This window comes from Flavobacterium subsaxonicum WB 4.1-42 = DSM 21790 (assembly GCF_000422725.1).
Lineage (GTDB): Bacteria > Bacteroidota > Bacteroidia > Flavobacteriales > Flavobacteriaceae > Flavobacterium > Flavobacterium subsaxonicum.
The window spans coordinates 50,842-70,622 of record NZ_KE383913.1 but is presented as its reverse complement, the minus strand read 5'-3'; the positions used below and the strand labels follow the sequence as shown (position 1 = coordinate 70,622).

Annotated in this window: 19 protein-coding genes and 1 tRNA gene; 11 read left to right on the top strand and 9 right to left on the bottom strand. The window is 42.1% G+C overall.

Going from position 1 to position 19,781, the window contains the following annotated elements; all coding sequences use genetic code 11:
• Nucleotides 1-11: 11 nt before the first annotated feature.
• The gene (locus G509_RS0121150; protein ID WP_026993381.1) at nucleotides 12-788 is read left to right on the top strand and encodes a TIGR03915 family putative DNA repair protein; all 777 of its coding nucleotides are present in this window, start codon (nucleotides 12-14) and stop codon (nucleotides 786-788) included.
• A 169-nt stretch (nucleotides 789-957) separates the two neighbouring features.
• Here G509_RS0121150 and G509_RS0121145 read toward each other — a convergent pair whose 3' ends face one another.
• Nucleotides 958-3,420, bottom strand: a complete 2,463-nt coding sequence (locus tag G509_RS0121145) for an AsmA family protein (RefSeq protein ID WP_051200402.1) — start codon at nucleotides 3,418-3,420, stop codon at nucleotides 958-960.
• Nucleotides 3,421-3,768: 348 nt separating this feature from the next.
• On the opposite strand from G509_RS0121145, the gene G509_RS0121140 reads away from it, so the two are divergent.
• The gene (locus tag G509_RS0121140; protein ID WP_154657789.1) at nucleotides 3,769-4,104 is read left to right on the top strand and encodes a hypothetical protein; all 336 of its coding nucleotides are present in this window, start codon (nucleotides 3,769-3,771) and stop codon (nucleotides 4,102-4,104) included.
• A gap of 6 nt (nucleotides 4,105-4,110) precedes the next feature.
• Here the strand turns inward: G509_RS0121140 and G509_RS0121135 are convergent, their stop codons facing one another.
• The gene (locus G509_RS0121135; protein ID WP_026993378.1) at nucleotides 4,111-4,926 is read right to left on the bottom strand and encodes a carboxypeptidase-like regulatory domain-containing protein; all 816 of its coding nucleotides are present in this window, start codon (nucleotides 4,924-4,926) and stop codon (nucleotides 4,111-4,113) included.
• A gap of 88 nt (nucleotides 4,927-5,014) precedes the next feature.
• Here G509_RS0121135 and G509_RS0121130 point away from each other — a divergent pair, with 88 nt between their 5' ends.
• Together G509_RS0121130 and G509_RS0121125 are read left to right on the top strand one after the other, a co-directional pair.
• Nucleotides 5,015-5,569, top strand: a complete 555-nt coding sequence (locus G509_RS0121130) for a 2'-5' RNA ligase family protein (protein ID WP_026993377.1) — start codon at nucleotides 5,015-5,017, stop codon at nucleotides 5,567-5,569.
• A 176-nt stretch (nucleotides 5,570-5,745) separates the two neighbouring features.
• Entirely contained in the window at nucleotides 5,746-6,132 is a 387-nt protein-coding gene (locus tag G509_RS0121125; RefSeq protein ID WP_051200401.1) for a hypothetical protein, read from the top strand.
• 68 nt (nucleotides 6,133-6,200) lie between these two features.
• Here the strand turns inward: G509_RS0121125 and G509_RS22650 are convergent, their stop codons facing one another.
• From G509_RS22650 to G509_RS0121105, 4 genes are all read right to left on the bottom strand, one after another.
• Nucleotides 6,201-6,569, bottom strand: coding sequence for a nuclear transport factor 2 family protein (locus G509_RS22650; RefSeq protein WP_035739432.1), 369 nt, complete (start codon nucleotides 6,567-6,569; stop codon nucleotides 6,201-6,203).
• Between the two features lie 73 nt (nucleotides 6,570-6,642).
• Nucleotides 6,643-7,215, bottom strand: coding sequence for a Crp/Fnr family transcriptional regulator (locus G509_RS0121115; RefSeq protein WP_026993375.1), 573 nt, complete (start codon nucleotides 7,213-7,215; stop codon nucleotides 6,643-6,645).
• 92 nt (nucleotides 7,216-7,307) lie between these two features.
• Nucleotides 7,308-8,069, bottom strand: coding sequence for an SDR family NAD(P)-dependent oxidoreductase (locus tag G509_RS0121110; RefSeq protein WP_026993374.1), 762 nt, complete (start codon nucleotides 8,067-8,069; stop codon nucleotides 7,308-7,310).
• Between the two features lie 246 nt (nucleotides 8,070-8,315).
• Nucleotides 8,316-8,729, bottom strand: a complete 414-nt coding sequence (locus G509_RS0121105; RefSeq protein WP_051200400.1) for a helix-turn-helix domain-containing protein — start codon at nucleotides 8,727-8,729, stop codon at nucleotides 8,316-8,318.
• Nucleotides 8,730-8,874: 145 nt separating this feature from the next.
• Here G509_RS0121105 and G509_RS0121100 point away from each other — a divergent pair, with 145 nt between their 5' ends.
• Complete coding sequence (locus tag G509_RS0121100) at nucleotides 8,875-9,507, top strand: 2'-5' RNA ligase family protein (protein ID WP_026993372.1); 633 nt, start codon at nucleotides 8,875-8,877, stop codon at nucleotides 9,505-9,507.
• Nucleotides 9,508-9,623: 116 nt separating this feature from the next.
• Here G509_RS0121100 and G509_RS0121095 read toward each other — a convergent pair whose 3' ends face one another.
• On the bottom strand, nucleotides 9,624-10,457 hold the full coding sequence (locus G509_RS0121095) for a helix-turn-helix domain-containing protein (protein WP_026993371.1): 834 nt from the start codon (nucleotides 10,455-10,457) through the stop codon (nucleotides 9,624-9,626).
• Between the two features lie 86 nt (nucleotides 10,458-10,543).
• Between G509_RS0121095 and G509_RS0121090 the strand changes: the two genes are divergently transcribed.
• Nucleotides 10,544-11,731, top strand: coding sequence for an MFS transporter (locus G509_RS0121090; protein ID WP_026993370.1), 1,188 nt, complete (start codon nucleotides 10,544-10,546; stop codon nucleotides 11,729-11,731).
• A gap of 278 nt (nucleotides 11,732-12,009) precedes the next feature.
• On the opposite strand, the gene G509_RS0121085 is transcribed toward G509_RS0121090, so the two are convergent.
• Both G509_RS0121085 and G509_RS0121080 read right to left on the bottom strand, forming a co-directional pair.
• Nucleotides 12,010-12,894, bottom strand: a complete 885-nt coding sequence (locus tag G509_RS0121085) for an adenylate/guanylate cyclase domain-containing protein (protein WP_131450777.1) — start codon at nucleotides 12,892-12,894, stop codon at nucleotides 12,010-12,012.
• A 215-nt stretch (nucleotides 12,895-13,109) separates the two neighbouring features.
• A complete protein-coding gene (locus tag G509_RS0121080) occupies nucleotides 13,110-13,322 on the bottom strand; it encodes a hypothetical protein (protein WP_026993368.1) in 213 nt (70 codons plus the stop codon).
• A gap of 383 nt (nucleotides 13,323-13,705) precedes the next feature.
• Between G509_RS0121080 and G509_RS22645 the strand changes: the two genes are divergently transcribed.
• The 5 genes from G509_RS22645 (at nucleotide 13,706) to G509_RS0121055 (ending at nucleotide 19,748) form a co-directional block, all read left to right on the top strand.
• On the top strand, nucleotides 13,706-16,522 hold the full coding sequence (locus tag G509_RS22645; RefSeq protein ID WP_051200399.1) for a PAS domain-containing sensor histidine kinase: 2,817 nt from the start codon (nucleotides 13,706-13,708) through the stop codon (nucleotides 16,520-16,522).
• A gap of 35 nt (nucleotides 16,523-16,557) precedes the next feature.
• Entirely contained in the window at nucleotides 16,558-17,163 is a 606-nt protein-coding gene (locus G509_RS0121070; RefSeq protein WP_026993367.1) for a hypothetical protein, read from the top strand.
• A 78-nt stretch (nucleotides 17,164-17,241) separates the two neighbouring features.
• A tRNA-Ile gene (locus tag G509_RS0121065) sits at nucleotides 17,242-17,315 on the top strand.
• Between the two features lie 719 nt (nucleotides 17,316-18,034).
• Complete coding sequence (locus G509_RS0121060) at nucleotides 18,035-19,015, top strand: DNA cytosine methyltransferase (RefSeq protein WP_035739431.1); 981 nt, start codon at nucleotides 18,035-18,037, stop codon at nucleotides 19,013-19,015.
• Complete coding sequence (locus G509_RS0121055; RefSeq protein WP_026993365.1) at nucleotides 19,002-19,748, top strand: hypothetical protein; 747 nt, start codon at nucleotides 19,002-19,004, stop codon at nucleotides 19,746-19,748. Before G509_RS0121060 ends, G509_RS0121055 begins: the two co-directional genes overlap by 14 nt.
• Nucleotides 19,749-19,781: the final 33 nt, after the last annotated feature.

Sequence of the window (19,781 nt, the reverse complement as noted above, 5' to 3'; positions counted from 1 at the left end):
CCTTAAAAATTATGACCACCTATATTTTTGATGGCTCTTTCGAGGGGCTGCTTACCGCCATATTTGAGTTTTACGACCGTAAAGAAACGGCTGTGCAGCTGGTATGGGATAAGCTGTATCAACCGGCTATGCTACAGGAGTCGGTAGAAATTATGAATGACGAGGTTAAGGCAAAGCGTGTATGGAGCGGGCTGCGGAAAAAACTGAGCCCGCAGTGGCAGCAGATGTTTTACAAATCGTACCTGAGCGAAGACCCGCAAACTTTTGAGGACCTGCTACATTTTGCCCGGTATATTTTTGATAACGATAAGGGTGCCGAGAATAATTTTGGCAACCCCTATGTTATAGCAATTTCTAAAATGAACAAGAAAGTTAACCGCGAAAAGCACCGCATGAAAGCGTTTATACGTTTTCAGCAAACGGCCGATGGTATTTACTACTGCCCGGTTGAACCTGATTTTAATGTGCTGCCGCTTATCGTTTTATTTTTTAAGAATCGTTACGCCGATCAGCAATGGATTATTTATGATGTTAAGCGCAAGTACGGCCTGTTTTACAACCTGCATACCGTTGAAGAAATTACATACGAATTTGTATCGGCAATCGACACTAAAAAAATAACCCTGCCCGCAGAGCTGGTGGATGCCAAAGAAGAACTGGCTTCGGTTTTATGGAAAGACTATTTTAACAGCACCAACATACCTGCCCGTAAAAACATGAAGCTGCACATACAGCACGTACCCAAGCGCTACTGGAAATACCTTAACGAAAAGGAAGGGAAGAATTAGGTTTGGAGTTGGGGGTTGCGAGTTATGAGTTGTTTTTCCAGTTGTATCATTCTTAGCGAGGTATACCGAGTTGGTATCGTTTAAAATTATAAGACTAACAGGGTTGTGCCTTCCTCGCGGTTATAGCAATGTAAATAATATCTCCTAACTCTTAACCCACAACTCATAATTATTCCTCCTTTTTCCCTCCAAGTTTTACTTTTACTTTGCCATCGGTATCGTCTTCGGCTTTTAGGTGCAGTACAATACCGCGGTTACGGCGTTTGGCAAGTTCATCCTTATCAGTAATTTCTTTGTCTTTTTTAGGGTTGCGCAGCGGTACATCTACATAAATCTGTGTGCCTTTTCCAAAAGAATATATGCCCTCTATATCCATATTAAGCACGCTGCTGTTTATTTGCATGGGGTGTATGGTAACCTTTTCGCCCTGCACATCAAGCCTGCCTTTAAGGTTATAAAACTCAATGTTTTTTACATCCCGTAAGGGGAAAGCAAATTTGCCCACGCTGGTAACCGGATCGAAATTAAGTAGTTTACCTCGCTTAATATCAAAATTAACCAGGCCGTGCATGGAGCGCGGCACAAGTTTACCATCGTCATTAATGCTTCCGGTAACGTTAGCTTTTGATGAAAAGAAGCCTCGTAAATTTTCTGACTTCATCGACTCCATCCCAAAGTTATCAAACGCGTAAAAGAATTTCCTGATGTCTACATTATTAATAGCCGCATCCAGGCTGTATTTACTAACCTTGCTTTGTTGCAGGCTGCCGTTAATAACCAGTGTGCCGCCGGCATGGTTAAGCCCTGCATTTTTTATAAAAACACCGGTATCGGTAAGCAGTACATCGGCTTTGGCATTGGTAGCATAAAAGTTATTATAGTACAGCTTGTCTACACGCAGTTTCATATCTACATTACTTTTTTCGAAAAGCAGGTTAAGGTCGTCGGTAAAATTGCCTTTACGGTTCTTTTTAATAGCGGCCTGCGTTTTTTTACGCGTACCCAAAAAGCCCATAAACTCACCCAAATGCAATTGAGGACTGTTGATCTTCCACTCCAAAACTATCTTTTGCGGATCGGTATAATACAGGTTAAGGAAGTTTTTAATACTGCCCTCCATATTTACAATGCTCCTGCCGCTTTTTAATATAATCTCGCTTATCTCCAGGTTATCGCGGGTAAAGTTCAGGTTAACCGAAATATCTTTAAAATCCAGCTTTCGCGGAACATATGTAACATTCGCATTCTTGATATTTACCAAGCCGAAAACCTTTGGTTTTGCCAGCCTGAAATTTTCAATATCGGCCCTAAAGTTAACCTTAACGCTGGCAGTGCCGTTTGTAAATTTAAGCAGGTCGGCATCTACAAGGCCTATAAGGTTTTTCATTTCAAAGTTCGATGTAAAATCGCCCAGCGCTATGGGGTTATCCAGGTTAAGGATGCTGGCCTTTTTCATAACAAACGGCAAATTAGCGTAGGTGCCGCTAAAATTGGTAAGTATAATGGCCGAATTAGCATCGGTACACTCCTGTTTTCTGTCGTTTTGGTTGTTAAACACACCGGTAAAATTGCAGTTGGTAACATCGCCGCCGGGCGTTGTTAGCACGTTGTCTTTAATTTGTGCGGTAACATAAATAAGCGGGTCGCCGGCACTGTTAAAGTCGCCCACCAGGTCGCAGGTAACGGCAATAGGCTGTACAAGGTCGAACATCATCAGTTTCTCGGTAATGTTGGGCGAAAGCAACTTAGCCGCCTTGCTCCATAAAATATCGTTGTTTTCTATATTAATGGTAAATTTAGACGACTCACCCACACCCAGTTTGGCAGCTATCTGAAAACGCTCGCCACCAATATCCAACCGGTTTTTCTCGAAGGTTAAAAAACCTTCGTCTTCATTATAAATAATATCAAAACGTCCATCTAATGATTTATCTTTAATAAAGCTGCCGCGTTTGGTATTAAAAGCCATGCGCTGGGCAGATCCTTCCAGGTCGACACCCGCCTCCCAGCCATCGCTGTTGTAATCTATGGTGGCATCAAGGTCGTTAACCTTAAATTTGTAAAGCTTGTTGGTTTTTTTGTTATCGGCGGTAAAGCTTACATTATCCAGCGTAAGCTTGCGCAACTCCGGGAAACCCCCTCCGCCGGAACTTTTATCAGTCGTTTTCTTTTTGGCAAAAATGGCAGTATTGCTGTAGCCGTTAACATCGGTAAATAAGTCTATAACTGCATTGCTAATGGCTATTTTTTTAATCTCGATAGCACCACGCACAAGGGCAAGGGTGTTAATGGCAACTTCGGCACGGCCTGCGGTAAGCAGCGTTCGGTTGTGGGTAGGGTAAAGGCTATCGCGCAATACCACATTTTCTAACCGTAGCGATACCCTCGGGAAACCCTCTAAAAAGGTAGTTTCCATTTTGCCGATGGTTAACGAACCTGTAATGCCATCGTTTAAAGATGCCGTTACCGATGCCAGAACCTCTTTCTTGTGGGTATTAATATACCAGGCCAGGCCTATGTAGGCAAAAATGATAAGCAGGATAATGGCAAAAATGCCCCTGAAGATAATACGTGCCCAACGGGGTAAGTGCAGGCTCCAGTAATTTTTTGCTTTAGTGTAGTTGTGTTTCATAGAGGTGATCTTGCCAATAAATTGACATAGTGCTACTAAGGTAAACTACGTGCACACAGTATTAGGTTTAAACTTTGTTAAATTAATGCCGGAATGGTAAAACTGCTAAGCATAACGTTTATAAAGCTATAATTTAACTGTCTTAATGATAGTAATAGCCTTGGCCGGGCGTAATTTTATCCAAAATTTAATTACGTTTTGCAGTACGTCTGCCAAACAATGCAACACATCGACTTTTTGATACATTGTAACGATTTAAATGTGAAAGTTATGTTAATTTGAATTGTTAATTATTTAGCAGTTAGGATTTTGATTGTAAGTAGTTATTAACCTAAAAAGCAAAAAAATATGGATCCGGTAGTAGATCAATTTCATTTTAAGTATCACATTCTTAAGAGAATGTTTACCATTATGTCCAGAAAAAGGAAAAACATATCGATGCTGTATATTGACTATGATAAAAATACAGAGAACGCCGACTATGTAGAGATTAAGTACCGATTTAGAAATGCTATTTGGTTTAAAACCGATGATACTAAAACCATTTCTAACAAGCTTATGGTGCCAAAGAATGAAGGTAAAAAAGAAATTAACCTTACCGTACACGGTTACTTTAGAAGCAATATATATAAATTGCTCCTAATGCCCGATTATATACAGGTAGAAAAAGTTACACAGGGGTAATATTTTTTACCAGTGTATGGTAGTTAGGGTAAAGCCTATACCTACCATGCTTATTTTTTCCCATTGGGCCTGGCTGGTAGACCTTGCAACCATAGGGGTAGCAAGCAAACCGGCCGAAAATTTAAGCCCCTGCGGAAAACTTTCCAGCCACTCCAGCGTAACAAAAACATCATCATCAATCATAATATTATAAGGTAATAAGTCTACCACCAGTTTACCACTGGCCGGAGCCGTTACAATAATATTCTGGGTGTTTAAAAGCACATCGGGCAGGCCTTTTTTCGCGGTATAAAAATTAAGGCGCAGTTTTGCATTGGGGTTATTATCTGATGCTAACGATGCCGTAAAGGTTTTTAATTGCGTTGGCGATTTTTTAATCTTCATTATCATACCCAGCTCGTTGCCCAGTACATTACTGGTAAAGCCAACCGTTGTGTTTTTAGATTCGGTCTTATTGCCCAGCACCCTTTCTTTTGGAGGTTTGTTAGAAACCACCACCTGTTGCAGTTGTATGGCTTCAGGTTGCAGCTTTAGCACCGGATTGGCGGCAAATTGCTTTTCGGCGGCAGCCACAATAATATCGCGATTGGCATAACCTAAGGTAGAAATACGCAACGTATCGGCATCATGGCCAGCGGAAATAGGCAGGCTAAACGAACCGTCGTCGGCAGATACGGTACCAATATTTTTATTCAACACGCCAATATTTACGTAAGGCAGGGCCTCGCCGGTATCGGCATCTTTAAGGATGCCTTTTATGGTTTGGGCGTTCAGGCAGGTAGCTGCCATTATAAGCAGGCAAAAGGTTAATATTTGTTTCATGGTGTTGGTTTTGATTGGTGTTAAATAGCAGACGAATATAAATAATAAAAGTTACAAAGCTTTTTATCTTTGTTTAAAAGTACCGCCTATGCCCAGTCAAAACCTCTATTTTATTGCACTTGTTCCGCCAAAAGATATTTCTGATGAAGTTACGGCTTTTCGTAACGACTTTGCCCTAAACTACAACAGCAAAGCAGCCTTAAAGAACATGCCCCACATTACCCTTAAAGCGCCGTTTAAAATTGATGCCGCAAAGCACACCGAAGTACTTAGCTGGTTTGCTAATTTGCCTGTAGGCGAAAAATCTTTTGAGGTAGAATTGAAGGATTTTGATGTGTTTGATAACCCTAAAAACCCGGTGGTTTTTGTGCACCCGGTTGTAACCGCTGCAATGGCTAATGTACAAAAGGCGGTAATTAATGATTTTGAAGCTGCCTTTGCAGAAATTGCGCTGCACTTTAGCGAGAGAAACTTTAAACCCCACATGACCATTGCCTACCGCGACCTGGCTTACGCCGAATTTAATAGTGCATGGCATGTATATAAGCACAAGAAATACACCGCCCGCTTTATTGCCGAAAGGCTTTATTTGCTGAAACACAACGGAAAAGAATGGCTGATAGTAGCAGAGCGTTTCCTTTAGGTAAATACGTGTTTGAATATCAGTATTTTACTTGCTGTTGCTGATGTTTTAGGCTGTTTACTATTTCTTAAAGAAAATTTAAAGCGAGGTTAAAGTAAGGTTAATCTCATAGATTTATGGTAAGTGAATTTTTATAAAAATTTATTTTTGGGTTACCAACATAAAAATTCATACGCATGAAGAAATCAATTATTTGCATGTTTGTTGCCGTTATGGTGCTTACATCATGTTCGTCTGACGATGACAATGGCTCAGTTAGCGGATCTCGTGATATTACCTACGAAATTACAGGTAATTACAGCGGCGATCTTGATGTTACTTACATTACCGCATCGGGTGGTGCTACCAGCGCCGAAGTAACATCGTTGCCATGGGAGTTGTCGTTTACGGCAGAAGAAGGCTCATCGGGGGCAAGTTTTAATGCAGGCGGTTTTGAGGGGCAACCCGGCGAAACCATTTCATTAAAAATTTACCAGGGCGATGACCTTAAAAATACCGTTAATGCCACAGCCGATTCTGATGGTATTATTGTAGCCGTATCCGGCACGGTTATAATTCAGTAAATTGCTATAAAATAAAATAGATATATAAAAGTCCGCTACCTGCAAAGGGAGCGGACTTTTTACTTATGCTAAATTGCCGTAAGCTGCGGGTAAAACCCTATAATCTTTACCATTTTGGTTTCGGCATTAAACTCAAATACATCGGTGCCAACAGTGCTTGCCTCGTTGGGTATGTTCAATTCCCAATTGAACCAGCCGCAATCGTTATGCACATCTATATTAGAGCATAGCCTAAACGTTCTGCCGGGTACTTCTATAGTATTGTTTTCTATAACGGCTGCAATGGCATCCAGGCCGTAAAAAATACCGGTTTCGGTTTTATACTCGCAATTATCTGTAATGCAATTTTGTAAAAGGGCTTTAATGTTTTCTACACCCTGGGTGTTCCAGGCTTTAAAATAAAAATCTACGGTGGTTGCAATGCTGTTAGTTTCCATAATTACTTTGTTTTAAATTATAGTACAAAGTAACCTCCAAACAAAAAGGTAAAAATAAAACTGGTTTTATAAATTAACCGTTTCTTTTTCTTAACCGGCTTAAAAATACCGGGGTAATGCCCAGGTAAGAGGCTATTTGCTTTTGGGCAATGCGCTGCTCTAATTTAGGATAGGTTAACTTAAACCGGTGGTAGCGTTTTTCTGCCGTAAGGCTTGTATTGGCTGTAATGCGCCTTTGGTACATTATAAACCCATTTTGAAATAATATCCTGAAGAACCTTTCAAATTTAGGTACCTCCTTGTAAAGCAGTTCCAGCTTTTCGGCAGTAATTTGCAGGCATGTAGTATCTTCTAAAGCATCAACGCCATATTCGGCAGGGGTTCGTGTGTAAAAGCTGTAGCTATCGGTACACCACCAGCCTTCGGGGGCAAAAAGCAGTATATGGTCTTTGCCATCCGCATCGGTTTTATAGAGGCGAAGGCAGCCGCTTGTAACAAACGTAAGCGTTTTGCAAACGTCGCCGGGGCGCAGTAAAACGCCGTTCTTTTTAACTTTAGTTTCTTTTAGCAGGGTCAAAAAATAGTCGGCTTCATTGGGTTCAAGCTGAATGTGTTTTGCGATGTTGTCTAAAATTAACTGGTTCATAAAGTGCGCTCAATATACCCCGCAAAGTAAGCAGAATTTTAAAGAAGAAGCCGGCCAAAAACAAAAAAACGGGCATAAAGCCCGTTTAAATACTATAAGAACATTCCGCCGGAAGCCTCTATGCGCTGTGCTGTTATCCATCGGGCATCATCGGTACATAAAAAGGCTACTACGCCGCCAATATCGTCGGGCAGGCCAACGCGGCCCAATGCCGTTTGCGATGCTATATGGGCATTAACGTGCTCGTTATCGCGCACCATGCCACCACCAAAATCTGTTTCTATGGCGCCGGGAGCCACAATGTTTACACGGATGCCCCTTGCGCCAAGCTCTTTGGCCTGATAGCGGGTTAGTACTTCCATACCACCCTTCATAGAGGCATACGCCGAGTAGCCCGGTGTCGCAAAGCGCGCCAAACCGGTAGAAATATTGATTATCCCACCGCCATCGGCCAGCAGCGGTAATGCTTTTTGCGATAAAAAGAACGGCCCTTTAAACTGTATATTAACCAAGGTATCAAAGTCGGCTTCGGTAGTATCGGCAAAATTGGCGTAGATGCCAATACCGGCGTTGTTAACCAGGTAGTCTATTTTATCGGATCCAAAAGTGTTGGATATAGCAGTAGAAACTTCGGTAAAAAAGTTGTCGAAGGTAGCTGCCTCGGCAACGTTAAGCTGTAATGCAACTGCTTTTTGCCCAAGGACTTCAATTTCGGCTACTACCGCATCGGCTTCGCCTTTTTGGCTGTTATAAGTAATTACTACATCAAGGCCTTTTTTTGCAATGGCAATGGCCATATTTTTACCAAGGCCGCGGCTGCCGCCGGTAACAAGCGCTATTTTAGATTGTGACATTTTTTTATGATTTTTTACCTCACCCCCAACCCCTCTCCAAAGCAGAGGGGAGAAGAACTCGGCGGTTATTATTTATGTTTTTTTACATTACAAAATTACGATAGGGGCAAGCCTCAAAAATGGTGGACTCTTCAGTATTTGGCTGCACAGTTTAGGGTTTGGCGTTGTGAGTTCCGGGTTGTGTGTGAGATTCCTCCTGCGTCGGAATGACAGAACGTACGCGTAGCTACTGCCTACTGCAACTGATTACTGAATGCTTTTCCGGTACTGCAACGGCGTTATCCCCGTCATGCCCTTAAAGAATTTTATAAAGTTGGTGGGATCATCATACATAAAACGTTGGGCAATATCGGCAACAGAAAGGGAGGTGTCGCGCAGTAACGCCTGTGCTTCGGCAACCAGCCGGTTTTCCATATACTCGCAAACCGATGTGTTTATGGTTATTTTAAGTGTGTTGGTTAAATGTCGTGGATGGATGAACATAAGGTTACCAAAATCGGTAGCAATAAAGCGTTTTTTAGCCGTGCCGTTTAAAAGTTCGGCAATATGGTTTTCGGCATGCGCAATAAAACCGGCAGCAATCTCGTCTTTACGCGAAAGTATTTTGGCGGGAATAGTGCTTTTTACGGGTTTGGGGCTTAAAGTTTCGGGTTTATCCACGGTTGCTGGGTTTTGTATACCAAAGTTACCGTTGGGTTGTGCTTTAAAAATGGTGGCAACTTCAGTATTTATGGTATAATGATTTTTTAATGTGCACTAAATTACAAAATGATTAGCATAATAAATACTATTTTTGCACCACAGTATGGCAAAGCGAAGTAATAATACCAACCAGATATCCCTGTTTCCGGAAACAGTATATGAGTACCATATACTGCTTTCGCCCAGCGATGCCATTAAAGAAGAGGTGGATGCCCTAAAGCAGACCCTGCACGAATTGGTGGGTATTGCCGACCGCGACCGAAAATCTATTGCGCACATTACCCTGCTTAAAACCGAAGGGTACGAGTCTATGGATATGAAGGCGCTGATTAAAAATGCCGTTGCCGGCGAAAAAAAGTTTACCGTTAAGCTTAACGGGCATAACCATTTTGATCATGGTGCCGAGCGTACTTTTTATCTTCAGGTAGAAGACCCCGAGCCTATTGCCACCCTTGTAGACCTGATTAAAAACCCCGGTAAAAAGCGCCAGCCTAAAATTGTTAACCGCCAGACCAGCATTATAGATAAACCTGTTAAGCCAAAGCCTAAAAAGCCATCTATGGTGCCGCACGTTACTATTGCGCGCAATATTGCCGCAACTGATTTTGAGCGTATTGAAGATTTTACCCCGTTTGATTACGAAGCCGAATGGCTGTGCGACCGCATTACCATTCGCCGCCGGGTTGCCGGTACCGATAAGCATTTTTCGCCCGCGGGTGAGGTGAAGTTAGCTTAGCCTGCGTTTGCTGCCAAAACTGTTTTATTTATTATCCATTCGTTCACGCGAAAACATTGAAGTACTAAAATCGGATTGACTCCGGTGCTTTACTGCTGCTGAAAACTGAGACTTTTTTACCTCCTCCCAAACTCGCTGGGTTTAATATTCTTGCGCTTTTTAAAGTAATTGGAGAGGTGACTCTCATCGGTAAAGCCAAATTCGTGGGCAATTTGCTTAATGGGCATATTGCGGCCGGCAATGCGTTTTTCTATAAGCTTGGTGCGCAGGTTGTTAATGTAATCGCGGTAGGTAATGGCAAAGTTGCGCTTAAACCAAGCGCTAAAATAAGATGGCGCAATACTAAAATGTGCCGCTATAGCCTTTATTTGTACCTGCTCAGGATTATAAACGTTTTGGTGTATGTAGGCAATAATCTGTTTATTATCAAAGGTGGCACCCTGCGTGGGCAGTTCCATGTGGCGCATGGCCTCTTTTATGAGCCCAAAAATAGACAGTATCTGGTAAAAAACTATGGGCGAGTTTGATACATCTTTCCTGCAATTGTAAGCCGTGATATTATCTACCGTGTTTTTAAGTATGGTACGGCAGGGCTCATCTAATATAAGTACGCTTTCCTTTAAAAGCTTTTCGCGCATAAACTGCTCCGGCGTGTTGATAAGCATATCATCGGTAGCCAGGTTTTTCTTGGTGCTAAAATAGCTGTCGGTAAATTTAATAAATACAAAGCGGGTGCTGCTGTGTATGTCGAAATAATGCTCGTCATCGGGCGAAATAGCAAACAGGTCGCCCGCAGTATAAGGTATGCGGCTTTGGTTAAGGTGGTGTATGCCGCTGCCTTTCTTAATATAAATAAGCTCGTAATAGGTGTGGCTGTGTACGGGCAGGTGAAATTTCTCTTCTTCAAATTCGTCTAAAAGCAGGCTTTCGTACTGGTTAAGTTTTTTCATAACGTATAATTGCAATTATGTGTCATAAATGTACAACTAATTTGCCAATTGCCTATAGTAAATTTGCCTACTGATAAAACCCTTGTATGAAATTACACTTACTGCCGCTTGCCCTGGGTGGCCTTACCATAGGTATTACCGAATTTGTAGTAATGGGGCTATTACCCGATATTGCTGCCGATTTACGCGTTTCTATACCCAAAGCGGGCTACTTAATATCGGCCTATGCCACCGGTGTAGTGGTAGGTGCGCCGCTGTTGGTTATTGCGGGCCGAAACTTTCCACCCAAAAAAATGCTGGTAGCTATGGCTATTATGCTTACCGTTTTTAATGCGCTCTCTATAGTGGCGCCGGGTTATAATATGCTGTTGGTTAGTAGGTTTCTTTCCGGATTGCCGCACGGGGCATTTTTTGGGGTGGGTGCCGTGGTGGCCAGCCGCCTTGCCGTAAAAGGCAAAGAAGCCCAGAACGTTGCCGTTATGTTTAGCGGGCTTACCATTGCCAATGTGCTTGGCGTTCCGCTGGGTACGTTTGTGGGGCACAACTTTAGCTGGCGCTACAGCTTTGTAATTATTGCCGTTATAGGCCTTATTACCATTATATCGCTGTTGCTGTACATGCCCAAAGTAGAGGCCGATAAAGCCACCAACATTAAAACGCAGCTTAGCTTTTTTAGCAAACCACAGGCTTGGCTGGTAATTTTTATTACGGCCATTGGCACGGGCGGACTCTTTGCCTGGATGAGCTACATTGCCCCGTTGCTGACTAATATTTCACATTTCGATGCCGATAATGTGCCTTACATACTAATGCTTGCAGGAGTGGGAATGGTTGCCGGCAACCTTGCCGGTGCACGCCTGGCCGACAGGTTCTCGCCATCGCATACGGTATTTGCCATGCTTATTGGTATGGCTGCTATATTAACGGGTGTGTTTTTCTTGTCGGGTAACCAATATGTGTCGCTGGGGCTGGTTTTCCTTACCGGCTTTGTAGCCTTTGCACTCATAGCACCCGTACAGATGATGATGATACAAAGTGCTAAAGGCGCCGAGATGATAGCCTCTGCTGCTATACAGGCCAGCTTTAATATTGGTAATGCCCTTGGAGCGTACCTGGGTGGCCTGCCGATAGATAAGGGCTACGGCTTTGCATCGCCTAACCTTGTTGGGGTGGGTATGGCGCTACTGGGCGCAGCTGTAACCGTGGTGTTTATTAAAACCGTTACCCCGGCCGAACCGCTTACTGCCGAACAAAAACGCGCCATTGCGCACTAAAATACTGATTTGGTTTTTTTACTTTGCCTGTAACCGGACTTTTAGTTTACTAAGAGTCCGGTTTTTTTTTGATTATGATGGGGAGTTGTACCACAGAGATGCACGGAGGGGACACAGAGATGCACAGAGGATAAGTTTAGTCTACTACCTGCGGTAGGAGGCCACAGAGCTATAACGAGAAGCTTAGTGATCTCGCGCCTAAGGCGCAATCTAAAAAAATCTCCGTGTATCTCCGTGTATCTCTGTGTCCCCTCTGTGGAATAGCTTTCTTCAAAAAATTACGCCGTTGCAAATAGATTACTATGGTACGGATACCCCAGTAACCTTACCGGCACGGGGGCCGAGATACCTTTAAGGCGAATGGATATGGCATCGTCATTGGCGGTGGGTTCCAGGATGCGGTAGGCTTCGTCGGAAATTATAATGTTGTTGTTAAGCTCTTTAGTGGCAGCCTGAAGGCGGGCCGCAATGTTTACAGGCAACCCCATAACGGTAAGGTGGCCAAGATCATCCAGGTCAGAATAGCTAACGGCTACGTTGCCTTTGTGCAGGCCAATGCCAATTTCGATGTCCAGTCCAAATTGCGGAATGGCATACGAGGTGTTAAACGTTTCGAGGTCGTTTAAAATAGCGTACGATGCCTTTACCGAATCGTTAACTGCACCAAGGGGTGCATCAAGGCCAAAAACGGCATACAGGCTGTCGCCACCGGTTTCAATAATACGGCCACCATTTTCCTTAATCGATTTGCTGAAAAGTAAAAACAATAGCCTCACTACGTGCAATACGGTCTGCGCGGGATACACTTCCATAATCGAAGTAAAATTTCTAATATCCAGAAACAACAGGCCAAGGTTGCGCTCTTCAGAGCGGGTAGTAATACTTCCTAAAAGGTCCGACAAGGCATTGCCCTTTTTGGTGTTGCCCTGCGCCAGCGTAACGTTAGCCGGAAGGTTGTAACGCTGTGCCAGTTGTTGCTCTGCGGGGCTTACGTAAACAGTGGTTTGCGGTTTGGTAACATCTACACTGCACGAGGCAAATGCCTGGTAGGAGGTAGTGTTATCGTTTTGCTGAACGGCAATGGTAGCCAGCTGTTTTTTAACCTGTTGCTCCGGGCAGCACAAATGGGCTTTTAGGTGGTTAATAAATGTAGCTGTTTTCATAAGCGGTATATTTTTAAGCAATAAGCTATAATTGTTAGTGTAAAATTGGGCTTTTTAAAACCCCTGTAATTGTAAGAAAGCGAAAGGTTGCCTGCTTCGCAACAATATCGATACGCTTTGTGTGCTTAAAGACAACTTGTTGTCGGCTTTTCCTGGTGCGTGCAGCCTTGTGTTCTTAGCGTAATCTTTGTGGCGCATAGCGTTGTGGTTAATTTTTACTCGAAGTTTACTACATCAGGTATTTTACTTTCTATATCATCCTGACGATTAACTACTTTGTTTGTTACCCACAGGCCGCTGCAATCTTTTTGCACGGTGTTGTGTTTGTAGCTGGTAACGGTTGAGGTTAGGTAGAGTAAAAACGTTATCCCGGCACTAAAGGCAATGGCTACAATAAGGCTGCTAAGTAGTATATAAGCTGTTTTCATGGCGTTATAATTTAGTTGTAATTAGATCGTACAAATGTAAAACGGCACCGCACCAAAAAACTTACACAAAACAAAGTTTTAGTTGCACAAATCAAACATTGTTATTGGGTCAATGTGCTTCTTATCCTTATTTCACCGCTTTTGGGTTATGTGTGTCAAACATTACGGTACAAAGATACGCCTGTAGTTAACGTGCCCTTGTAACCTAAATGGTGTATGTTGTAGCCAAATCGGGGGAGGGGAGTTTAAAGATTATTATAAGCTAATTTGTTTTGTCTTCTATCCGGTATCATAACAACTTAAGATTTTTAAAATCCACAAATTTCAAAAAATCAACAAACTGATTAACAGTTTTTAACGGGGTTTTATTTATATTTGGGTTTATGGATAATACCTCTCATCCTATAGATTTTAATGCAGCCAAGGCACGTATTACCGGCCTGCGCACTGCCTTACGGTCGTATTTGTTTAGCCTGCCCAATACGGTTGCAGAGCCGCATACCGCACTTTTTACTAACGATTGCAAGCACTGTTTTGAAGAGAACAGGCTTTTGTTTTCTGAATTTGAGGCGCTTTCTACAGCCGCAAAAATAATGCAGGACCTGGCGGTTACACTAATAGGCCGCTACAAAGAGGGCCACCCCGAGGATGCGCAAAATGCCTTGCAGATATTTGATTTGCGGGCCGATAATATGCTGCTTCAGCTCGAATTGCTGGAACTTAAAGTAAACACCGGCACCGCTATAAAAGATCTTACCGTTACCGATGCCGAAAATATTACCGAGCCCAGCGGCGAGCAGTATCAGGAAATGGCGCAAACCCTCCAGATAATCGATTACTTATATAAAGACCAGGCACAGCAGCTGTATAAATCGCGCGAAAGCGCCCAAAAAAAACTCGAAAGCTATTTTAGCCAGGCACCCGTGGGTATTTGTATTTTAAAAGGCCCCAACATGATGGTGGAGCTGGCTAACGAGCTGTATTTACAGATTGTAGACAAAGACGGGCAGTTTATTAACCGTCCGCTACTGGAATCACTTTCAGAACTTAAGGGCGGCATGATAGATGATATTTTAACGCGGGTGTACAACTCCGGCGTTCCGTTTGTGGGCACAGAGGTTGGGGTGTGCCTTTCCAGAAAAGGCCACTCTGAACTCGCGCATTTTAACTTTGTGTACCAGCCCTTGTTTGAAGATAACGGGGCCGTACAGGGTATTATAATAGTGTGTACAGAGGTTACCGGCATGGTTAACGCGCGTAACGCCCTGATAGAAAAAGAAAAGGAATTTAGGAACATGGTAATGCAAAGCCCTATTGCTATGTGCATTTTCCGTGGGCGCGATTTTGTTATAGAAATAGCCAACAAAACCATGCAGGACGATATTTGGCGTAAGGATATTGCTGAGGTAGAGGGCAGGGGCATACTGGAGGTTTTTCCGGAACTTATAGATCAAAAATACGCCGACCAGCTTAATGCCGTTATGGATACCGGCATCCCCCACCGCGAAATAGAGTCGCTTGCCTACGTGGTATCGCACGATGGTACTAAAGCTTATTATTTAGATTACGAATATGCGCCCCTTTTTGATATAGATGGCAGCGTTACCGGTATTTTATGTACCGTTACCGATGTTACAGAGCGCGTTGCCGCACGTCAGTTGCGCGAACGTTTGCAAAACAGGAAATCGCACCTTATACAAACACTGCCCGTGGCCATGTACACTATAGACGGTAACGGTTATATAGACCTTTATAACGAGGCTGCCGAAATTTTGTGGGGGCGCACCCCGCAGCTGGGCATAGACCGCTGGTGTGGTTCGCACCGCATTACAACGCTCGATGGGGTTTATGTTCCGCATGATGAGTGCCCTATGGCTATGGCTTTTAAAGAGGGCCGCTCTATGGAAGAAGAAATTTATATGTACCGCCAAAACGGCGAGAGGCGCCATGTACTGGTGCACCCGCAGGTGTTGAAAGATGAGAACGGCAGGGTTGTGGGTGCCACCAAGGTTATGATAGATATTACCGAGCGTATGGTAGCCGAAGAAGCATTGCGCAGGAGCGAACATAAGTTCAGGGTACTATCAGAGTCCATTCCGCAATTTATCTGGACCGCCGACCCCGATGGGCGCCTTGATTATTTTAGCGATTCGATGTTTCGCTATACCGGCTATAAAGAGTACCAGCTGTTAGATGCCGGCTGGCTGGATATGATCCATCCTCAGGACCGCGACGAAAATATAAGGCGCTGGATGCACTCTGTAGAAACCGGTAATGATTATATTATGGAACACCGCTTTAAGCGTTCTGATGGTGTTTACCGCTGGCAATTGAGCCGTGCCACGGCCCAAAAAGACGAACGTGGCAACATTATACAATGGGTGGGCACAAGTACCGATATAGACGACCAGAAGACGTTTCAGAAAAACCTCGAAATGCTTGTGGAAGAGCGTACTTACGAGCTTAAAAAAGCCAATATCGATTTGCAGAACATGAATAAGGAGCTGCAATCGTTTGCCTACATATCCAGTCACGATTTGCAGGAACCCCTTAGAAAAATACAGACCTTTGGCAGTATTATAATGGCCAGCGAAAAAAACCTGTCGGACAGCGCTAAGAAAAATTTTACACGCATGCAGGTGGCTGCCGCCCGAATGACCAAGCTTATACAGGATTTGCTAATGTATTCGCGCGCAAGCGGTACCGAGAAAGTGTTCGAAAAAACCGACCTTAATGCAATGGTTGCCGAGATTGTAAGCGAGTTTGCCGAAACACTCGACGAAAAAGGCGGCACCGTTACGGTTGCTCAGTTGCCGTCTATTAACGCCATACCGTTCCAGATAAGGCAGTTGTTTACCAACCTTATATCTAATGCCATTAAGTTTGCCAAAAGCGGTATGCCGCCGGTAATTACCATAGCATCAGAGGTTATTAAGGGCAATGCCATAGATAACCCTAATGCCTTTGGCCGTAAAAAGTACCTGCACATTGCCGTTTCAGACAATGGTATTGGCTTTAGCCAGGAGTATGCCAACCGAATTTTTGAGGTATTTCAGCGCCTGCACGGTAAAACCGAATACGAGGGCACAGGTATTGGCCTTGCCATTTGCCAGAAAATAGCTGAAAATCACGAAGCTATCATCAGTGCTGCGTCTAAGTCCGGCGAAGGCGCAACGTTTAATGTATACTTTCCGCTTTAGTATTTTGTGTAAATTTACAGGCAAATTACCAACTTATGAAAACCTTTACCCTACACTGTTTTTTACTCGTGCTTTTTTGCCAGGCAGCACTGGCTCAGGGCTTTGATATTAATACCACCAACCCTAAAACCGGCGAGCGCACCATTGTTACCCGTAACCACAGGGGCGAAGATGTATCGCGCGATGACAATATTACCCGTACCGGAATGGTGTTTTTTGATGCCGGCTACCAGTCTACTTTAAATAACGAAACGCTTAACGAGCTGTATTTCATAGATTTAAATATAGTGCATAACGATGCCAGCCTTGGGTGCCTTAAGTTTGAAACCGGCAAGGTTATCTTAACCTTTGAAGACGGTTCTACAGCCGAGTGCATGCAGGTTTCTGAGACCAGCTGCGATAAGCTTGCCTTTGTGGGCGGTTATGTCTTAGCCTCCAGGACAGGCACTAATGCCGACATGAGAGCCCTTTTTGAGAAGCTTATGACTGTGAATTTAAAGGCTATCGAGATTTTTACCACCGAAAGCAGCCTTAAATACAACATAAAACCTAAAGAAATGCCCTACATTAAGAGTCATTTTACTTTAATAGATCGGGTTTTAAAGCAGGGGCAGCCTGCAAAGGCTACAGCAGGAAACTGATGGTCAGGTGGTTAAAAAAATAGTCAAAAAATATTTGCAAACATTAAATAATAATAGTAATATTGCAACCTCAAAACCGGTCCTATAGCTCAGTTGGTTAGAGCACCTGACTCATAATCAGGTGGTCCCTGGTTCGAGCCCAGGTGGGACCACTGGTTTTACAGAAGCCTTCACAGCAATGTGGAGGCTTTTTTGTATTATCCCAGGGCGCTGCCCCGGGCTATTATGCCTGACCCTTTCAGGGTCAAAAAATGCAAAATTTTCAACCTTAAAAGTGAAACATAATAATGCTTTTTACAGCTAAAAAGTGCTTAATATTTCACTTTTGGACTTCGAGATTCGCTACTTTTTGCGTAAAAGTAATGTTGAGGTTTTCGCGGCTTAAAATTTTTGATGATTTACATGTTGGTTATTGATGCGGCAACTTTAATAGTCGATAAATAATTTTAATTGGTCTATACTAAAACGAATATTGGTAGTAAATTAAATGTTGTTCGTTTAAGTGGATTAAGTTTGTCTATTAATAGCTGTTATGCTGTATTTTGTATAGCCAAACTTTTGAGACGGTATCAGCTTAAAAAAATACCCCTGAAAATGTTGTCCGGATAATGGTGCTAACTGCATTAATTGCATCTAAGATGATGTGCTTGGTGCAGTTTTTTAATGCCGTTACTGAAGCTATTTTATCATATTGATAAATTTGCATTGGCTGTAGAGTAATTATTTCATTAATTATGTTTCAAATAATTAAAAAGCGTTATGTTGATGGACGGAATTGATTCGTTAATATGTCTTCAAGAGCTGAATATTGTGATGAAAAGATGTTGAAATTTGTTACATTTGATGTTTTGTAAATTAAATTCTTATTAAGATGGAAAAACTTAAATTTATCGATTTATTCTGTGGTATAGGAGGGTTCAGAACGGCAATGGATGAAGCGTGCATAGAAAATGATTTAATTCCCGAGTGTGTTTTTTCTTCTGATATTGATAAATTTTGTCAAGACAGTTATGAAGCTAATTTTGGTCATAGACCGTCTGGTGATATAACAAAAATTGATGAAAAAGATATTCCTGATCATGATATATTATTTGCTGGTTTCCCTTGTCAACCATTCAGTATAATTGGGCAACGTCAGGGTTTTAATGATATAAGGGGGACTTTGTTTTTTGATATTGCAAGAATAATTAAGCACAAACAACCTAAGGCTTTTGTTCTTGAAAACGTTAAACAATTAGTAGGGCATGATGGTGGTAGAACATTAAAGAAAATTATAGAAACACTTGAAAAAGATTTAAACTATCATGTTAAATTTACTGTTCTTAATGCTCTTGATTATGGATTGCCTCAAAAACGTGAACGTGTTATAATAGTTGGTCATAAAGAGCCTATTTTGTTTAGTTTTCCATCGCCTATAAGGCCTTTTAAGCCGTTAACTGAAATACTTGAAAAAAAGGTTGATGCAAAACACTTCGCGTCTGAATATATTACTCAAAAAAGAAAAGACAAGCATAAGTCTGCTTATCAACTCTCAATATGGCACGAAAATAAATCAGGCAATATATGTTCATATCCTTATTCTTGTGCGCTTAGAGCGGGGGCGTCATATAATTACCTTTTGGTTAATGGCGAGCGAAGGTTAACTCCAAGAGAAATGTTTCGTTTACAAGGATTTCCTGATAAATATAAGATTGTTGTTAATGATAGTCAGGCAAGGAAACAGGCGGGAAATGCTGTTCCTGTAAATTTAGTAAAAGCAGTTATTTTAAAATTACTTCCATATGTTGCTACCACAATGGATAGAACTTTAATTTTGAGTGATTATCAGGATGTCGAATATGGAAAACAATAGAGAGCCAAAATTAAGAACAGTTAATAAGTCTGTTCCGCCCTTTGCATTAAATAATTTTCCTAAACAATTTCCTTTTAAAGTTGGAGAGCAATTAATTTATATACTTGCCACGCGCGGTGCGGCTGATATAGAGGGGAAAGAATGGGAGCAGATTTTTGCAAAATCAATAGATGCTGATTGGAAACCTTCAAATGTAGGTCTTGATGATATTGTTTTAGGGAACACAGCTTGGGGTGCTAAGTCTGTTAAGTTTAATAATCCATCGAAGAAAAAAGAAATTAGACTGATTTCAGGAAGAAATGATCTCATTAATTCATTTGATTACAATGTTCAGCCTGGAGAATTACCTGATGAACATGGGTTGTTAGTTTTAAGTATATGGAATGAAAGAGTGTCGAGTATTAGAAAGTATTATAAGCACTTACGTACTATTATACTAATTCGCTCTTACGATCTACTTGAAAGTGTGATTTTTGAATTTGATACGATAAGATATGATCCTGAATTGTATTACTGGAAATGGAAGGGTAAGAATTTATACGGATATCAAAAAAAAGATGATAAGCAAAAATTTACATGGCAATCAGGTGGGCAGCAATTTACTGTTTTTGAGGCAATTCCTGAAAATTTTCTAATTATAAATCTTAGGAAGCCAGAGATAGTTGAGAAGGATTTTATTTTAGATAAAATAGGTTTCGACCCGACTTGGATTACTGTTAGGAAAAATGGGTAAAGATTGTCATTTAAATAATGTAATGTCATTTTC

Excerpts from the sequence above, each read along its gene's own strand:
- G509_RS0121070 (WP_026993367.1), top strand. The coding sequence starts at position 16,558 with ATGAAAACCTTTACCCTACACTGTTTTTTACTCGTGCTTTTTTGCCAG.
- G509_RS22650 (WP_035739432.1), bottom strand. The coding sequence starts at position 6,569 with ATGGAAACTAACAGCATTGCAACCACCGTAGATTTTTATTTTAAAGCC.
- G509_RS0121090 (WP_026993370.1), top strand. The coding sequence starts at position 10,544 with ATGAAATTACACTTACTGCCGCTTGCCCTGGGTGGCCTTACCATAGGT.
- G509_RS22645 (WP_051200399.1), top strand. The coding sequence starts at position 13,706 with ATGGATAATACCTCTCATCCTATAGATTTTAATGCAGCCAAGGCACGT.
- G509_RS0121100 (WP_026993372.1), top strand. The coding sequence starts at position 8,875 with ATGGCAAAGCGAAGTAATAATACCAACCAGATATCCCTGTTTCCGGAA.
- G509_RS0121135 (WP_026993378.1), bottom strand. The coding sequence starts at position 4,926 with ATGAAACAAATATTAACCTTTTGCCTGCTTATAATGGCAGCTACCTGC.
- G509_RS0121060 (WP_035739431.1), top strand. The coding sequence starts at position 18,035 with ATGGAAAAACTTAAATTTATCGATTTATTCTGTGGTATAGGAGGGTTC.
- G509_RS0121110 (WP_026993374.1), bottom strand. The coding sequence starts at position 8,069 with ATGTCACAATCTAAAATAGCGCTTGTTACCGGCGGCAGCCGCGGCCTT.
- G509_RS0121125 (WP_051200401.1), top strand. The coding sequence starts at position 5,746 with ATGAAGAAATCAATTATTTGCATGTTTGTTGCCGTTATGGTGCTTACA.
- G509_RS0121095 (WP_026993371.1), bottom strand. The coding sequence starts at position 10,457 with ATGAAAAAACTTAACCAGTACGAAAGCCTGCTTTTAGACGAATTTGAA.
- G509_RS0121055 (WP_026993365.1), top strand. The coding sequence starts at position 19,002 with ATGGAAAACAATAGAGAGCCAAAATTAAGAACAGTTAATAAGTCTGTT.
- G509_RS0121140 (WP_154657789.1), top strand. The coding sequence starts at position 3,769 with ATGGATCCGGTAGTAGATCAATTTCATTTTAAGTATCACATTCTTAAG.
- G509_RS0121085 (WP_131450777.1), bottom strand. The coding sequence starts at position 12,894 with ATGAAAACAGCTACATTTATTAACCACCTAAAAGCCCATTTGTGCTGC.
- G509_RS0121130 (WP_026993377.1), top strand. The coding sequence starts at position 5,015 with ATGCCCAGTCAAAACCTCTATTTTATTGCACTTGTTCCGCCAAAAGAT.
- G509_RS0121080 (WP_026993368.1), bottom strand. The coding sequence starts at position 13,322 with ATGAAAACAGCTTATATACTACTTAGCAGCCTTATTGTAGCCATTGCC.
- G509_RS0121115 (WP_026993375.1), bottom strand. The coding sequence starts at position 7,215 with ATGAACCAGTTAATTTTAGACAACATCGCAAAACACATTCAGCTTGAA.
- G509_RS0121145 (WP_051200402.1), bottom strand. The coding sequence starts at position 3,420 with ATGAAACACAACTACACTAAAGCAAAAAATTACTGGAGCCTGCACTTA.
- G509_RS0121150 (WP_026993381.1), top strand. The coding sequence starts at position 12 with ATGACCACCTATATTTTTGATGGCTCTTTCGAGGGGCTGCTTACCGCC.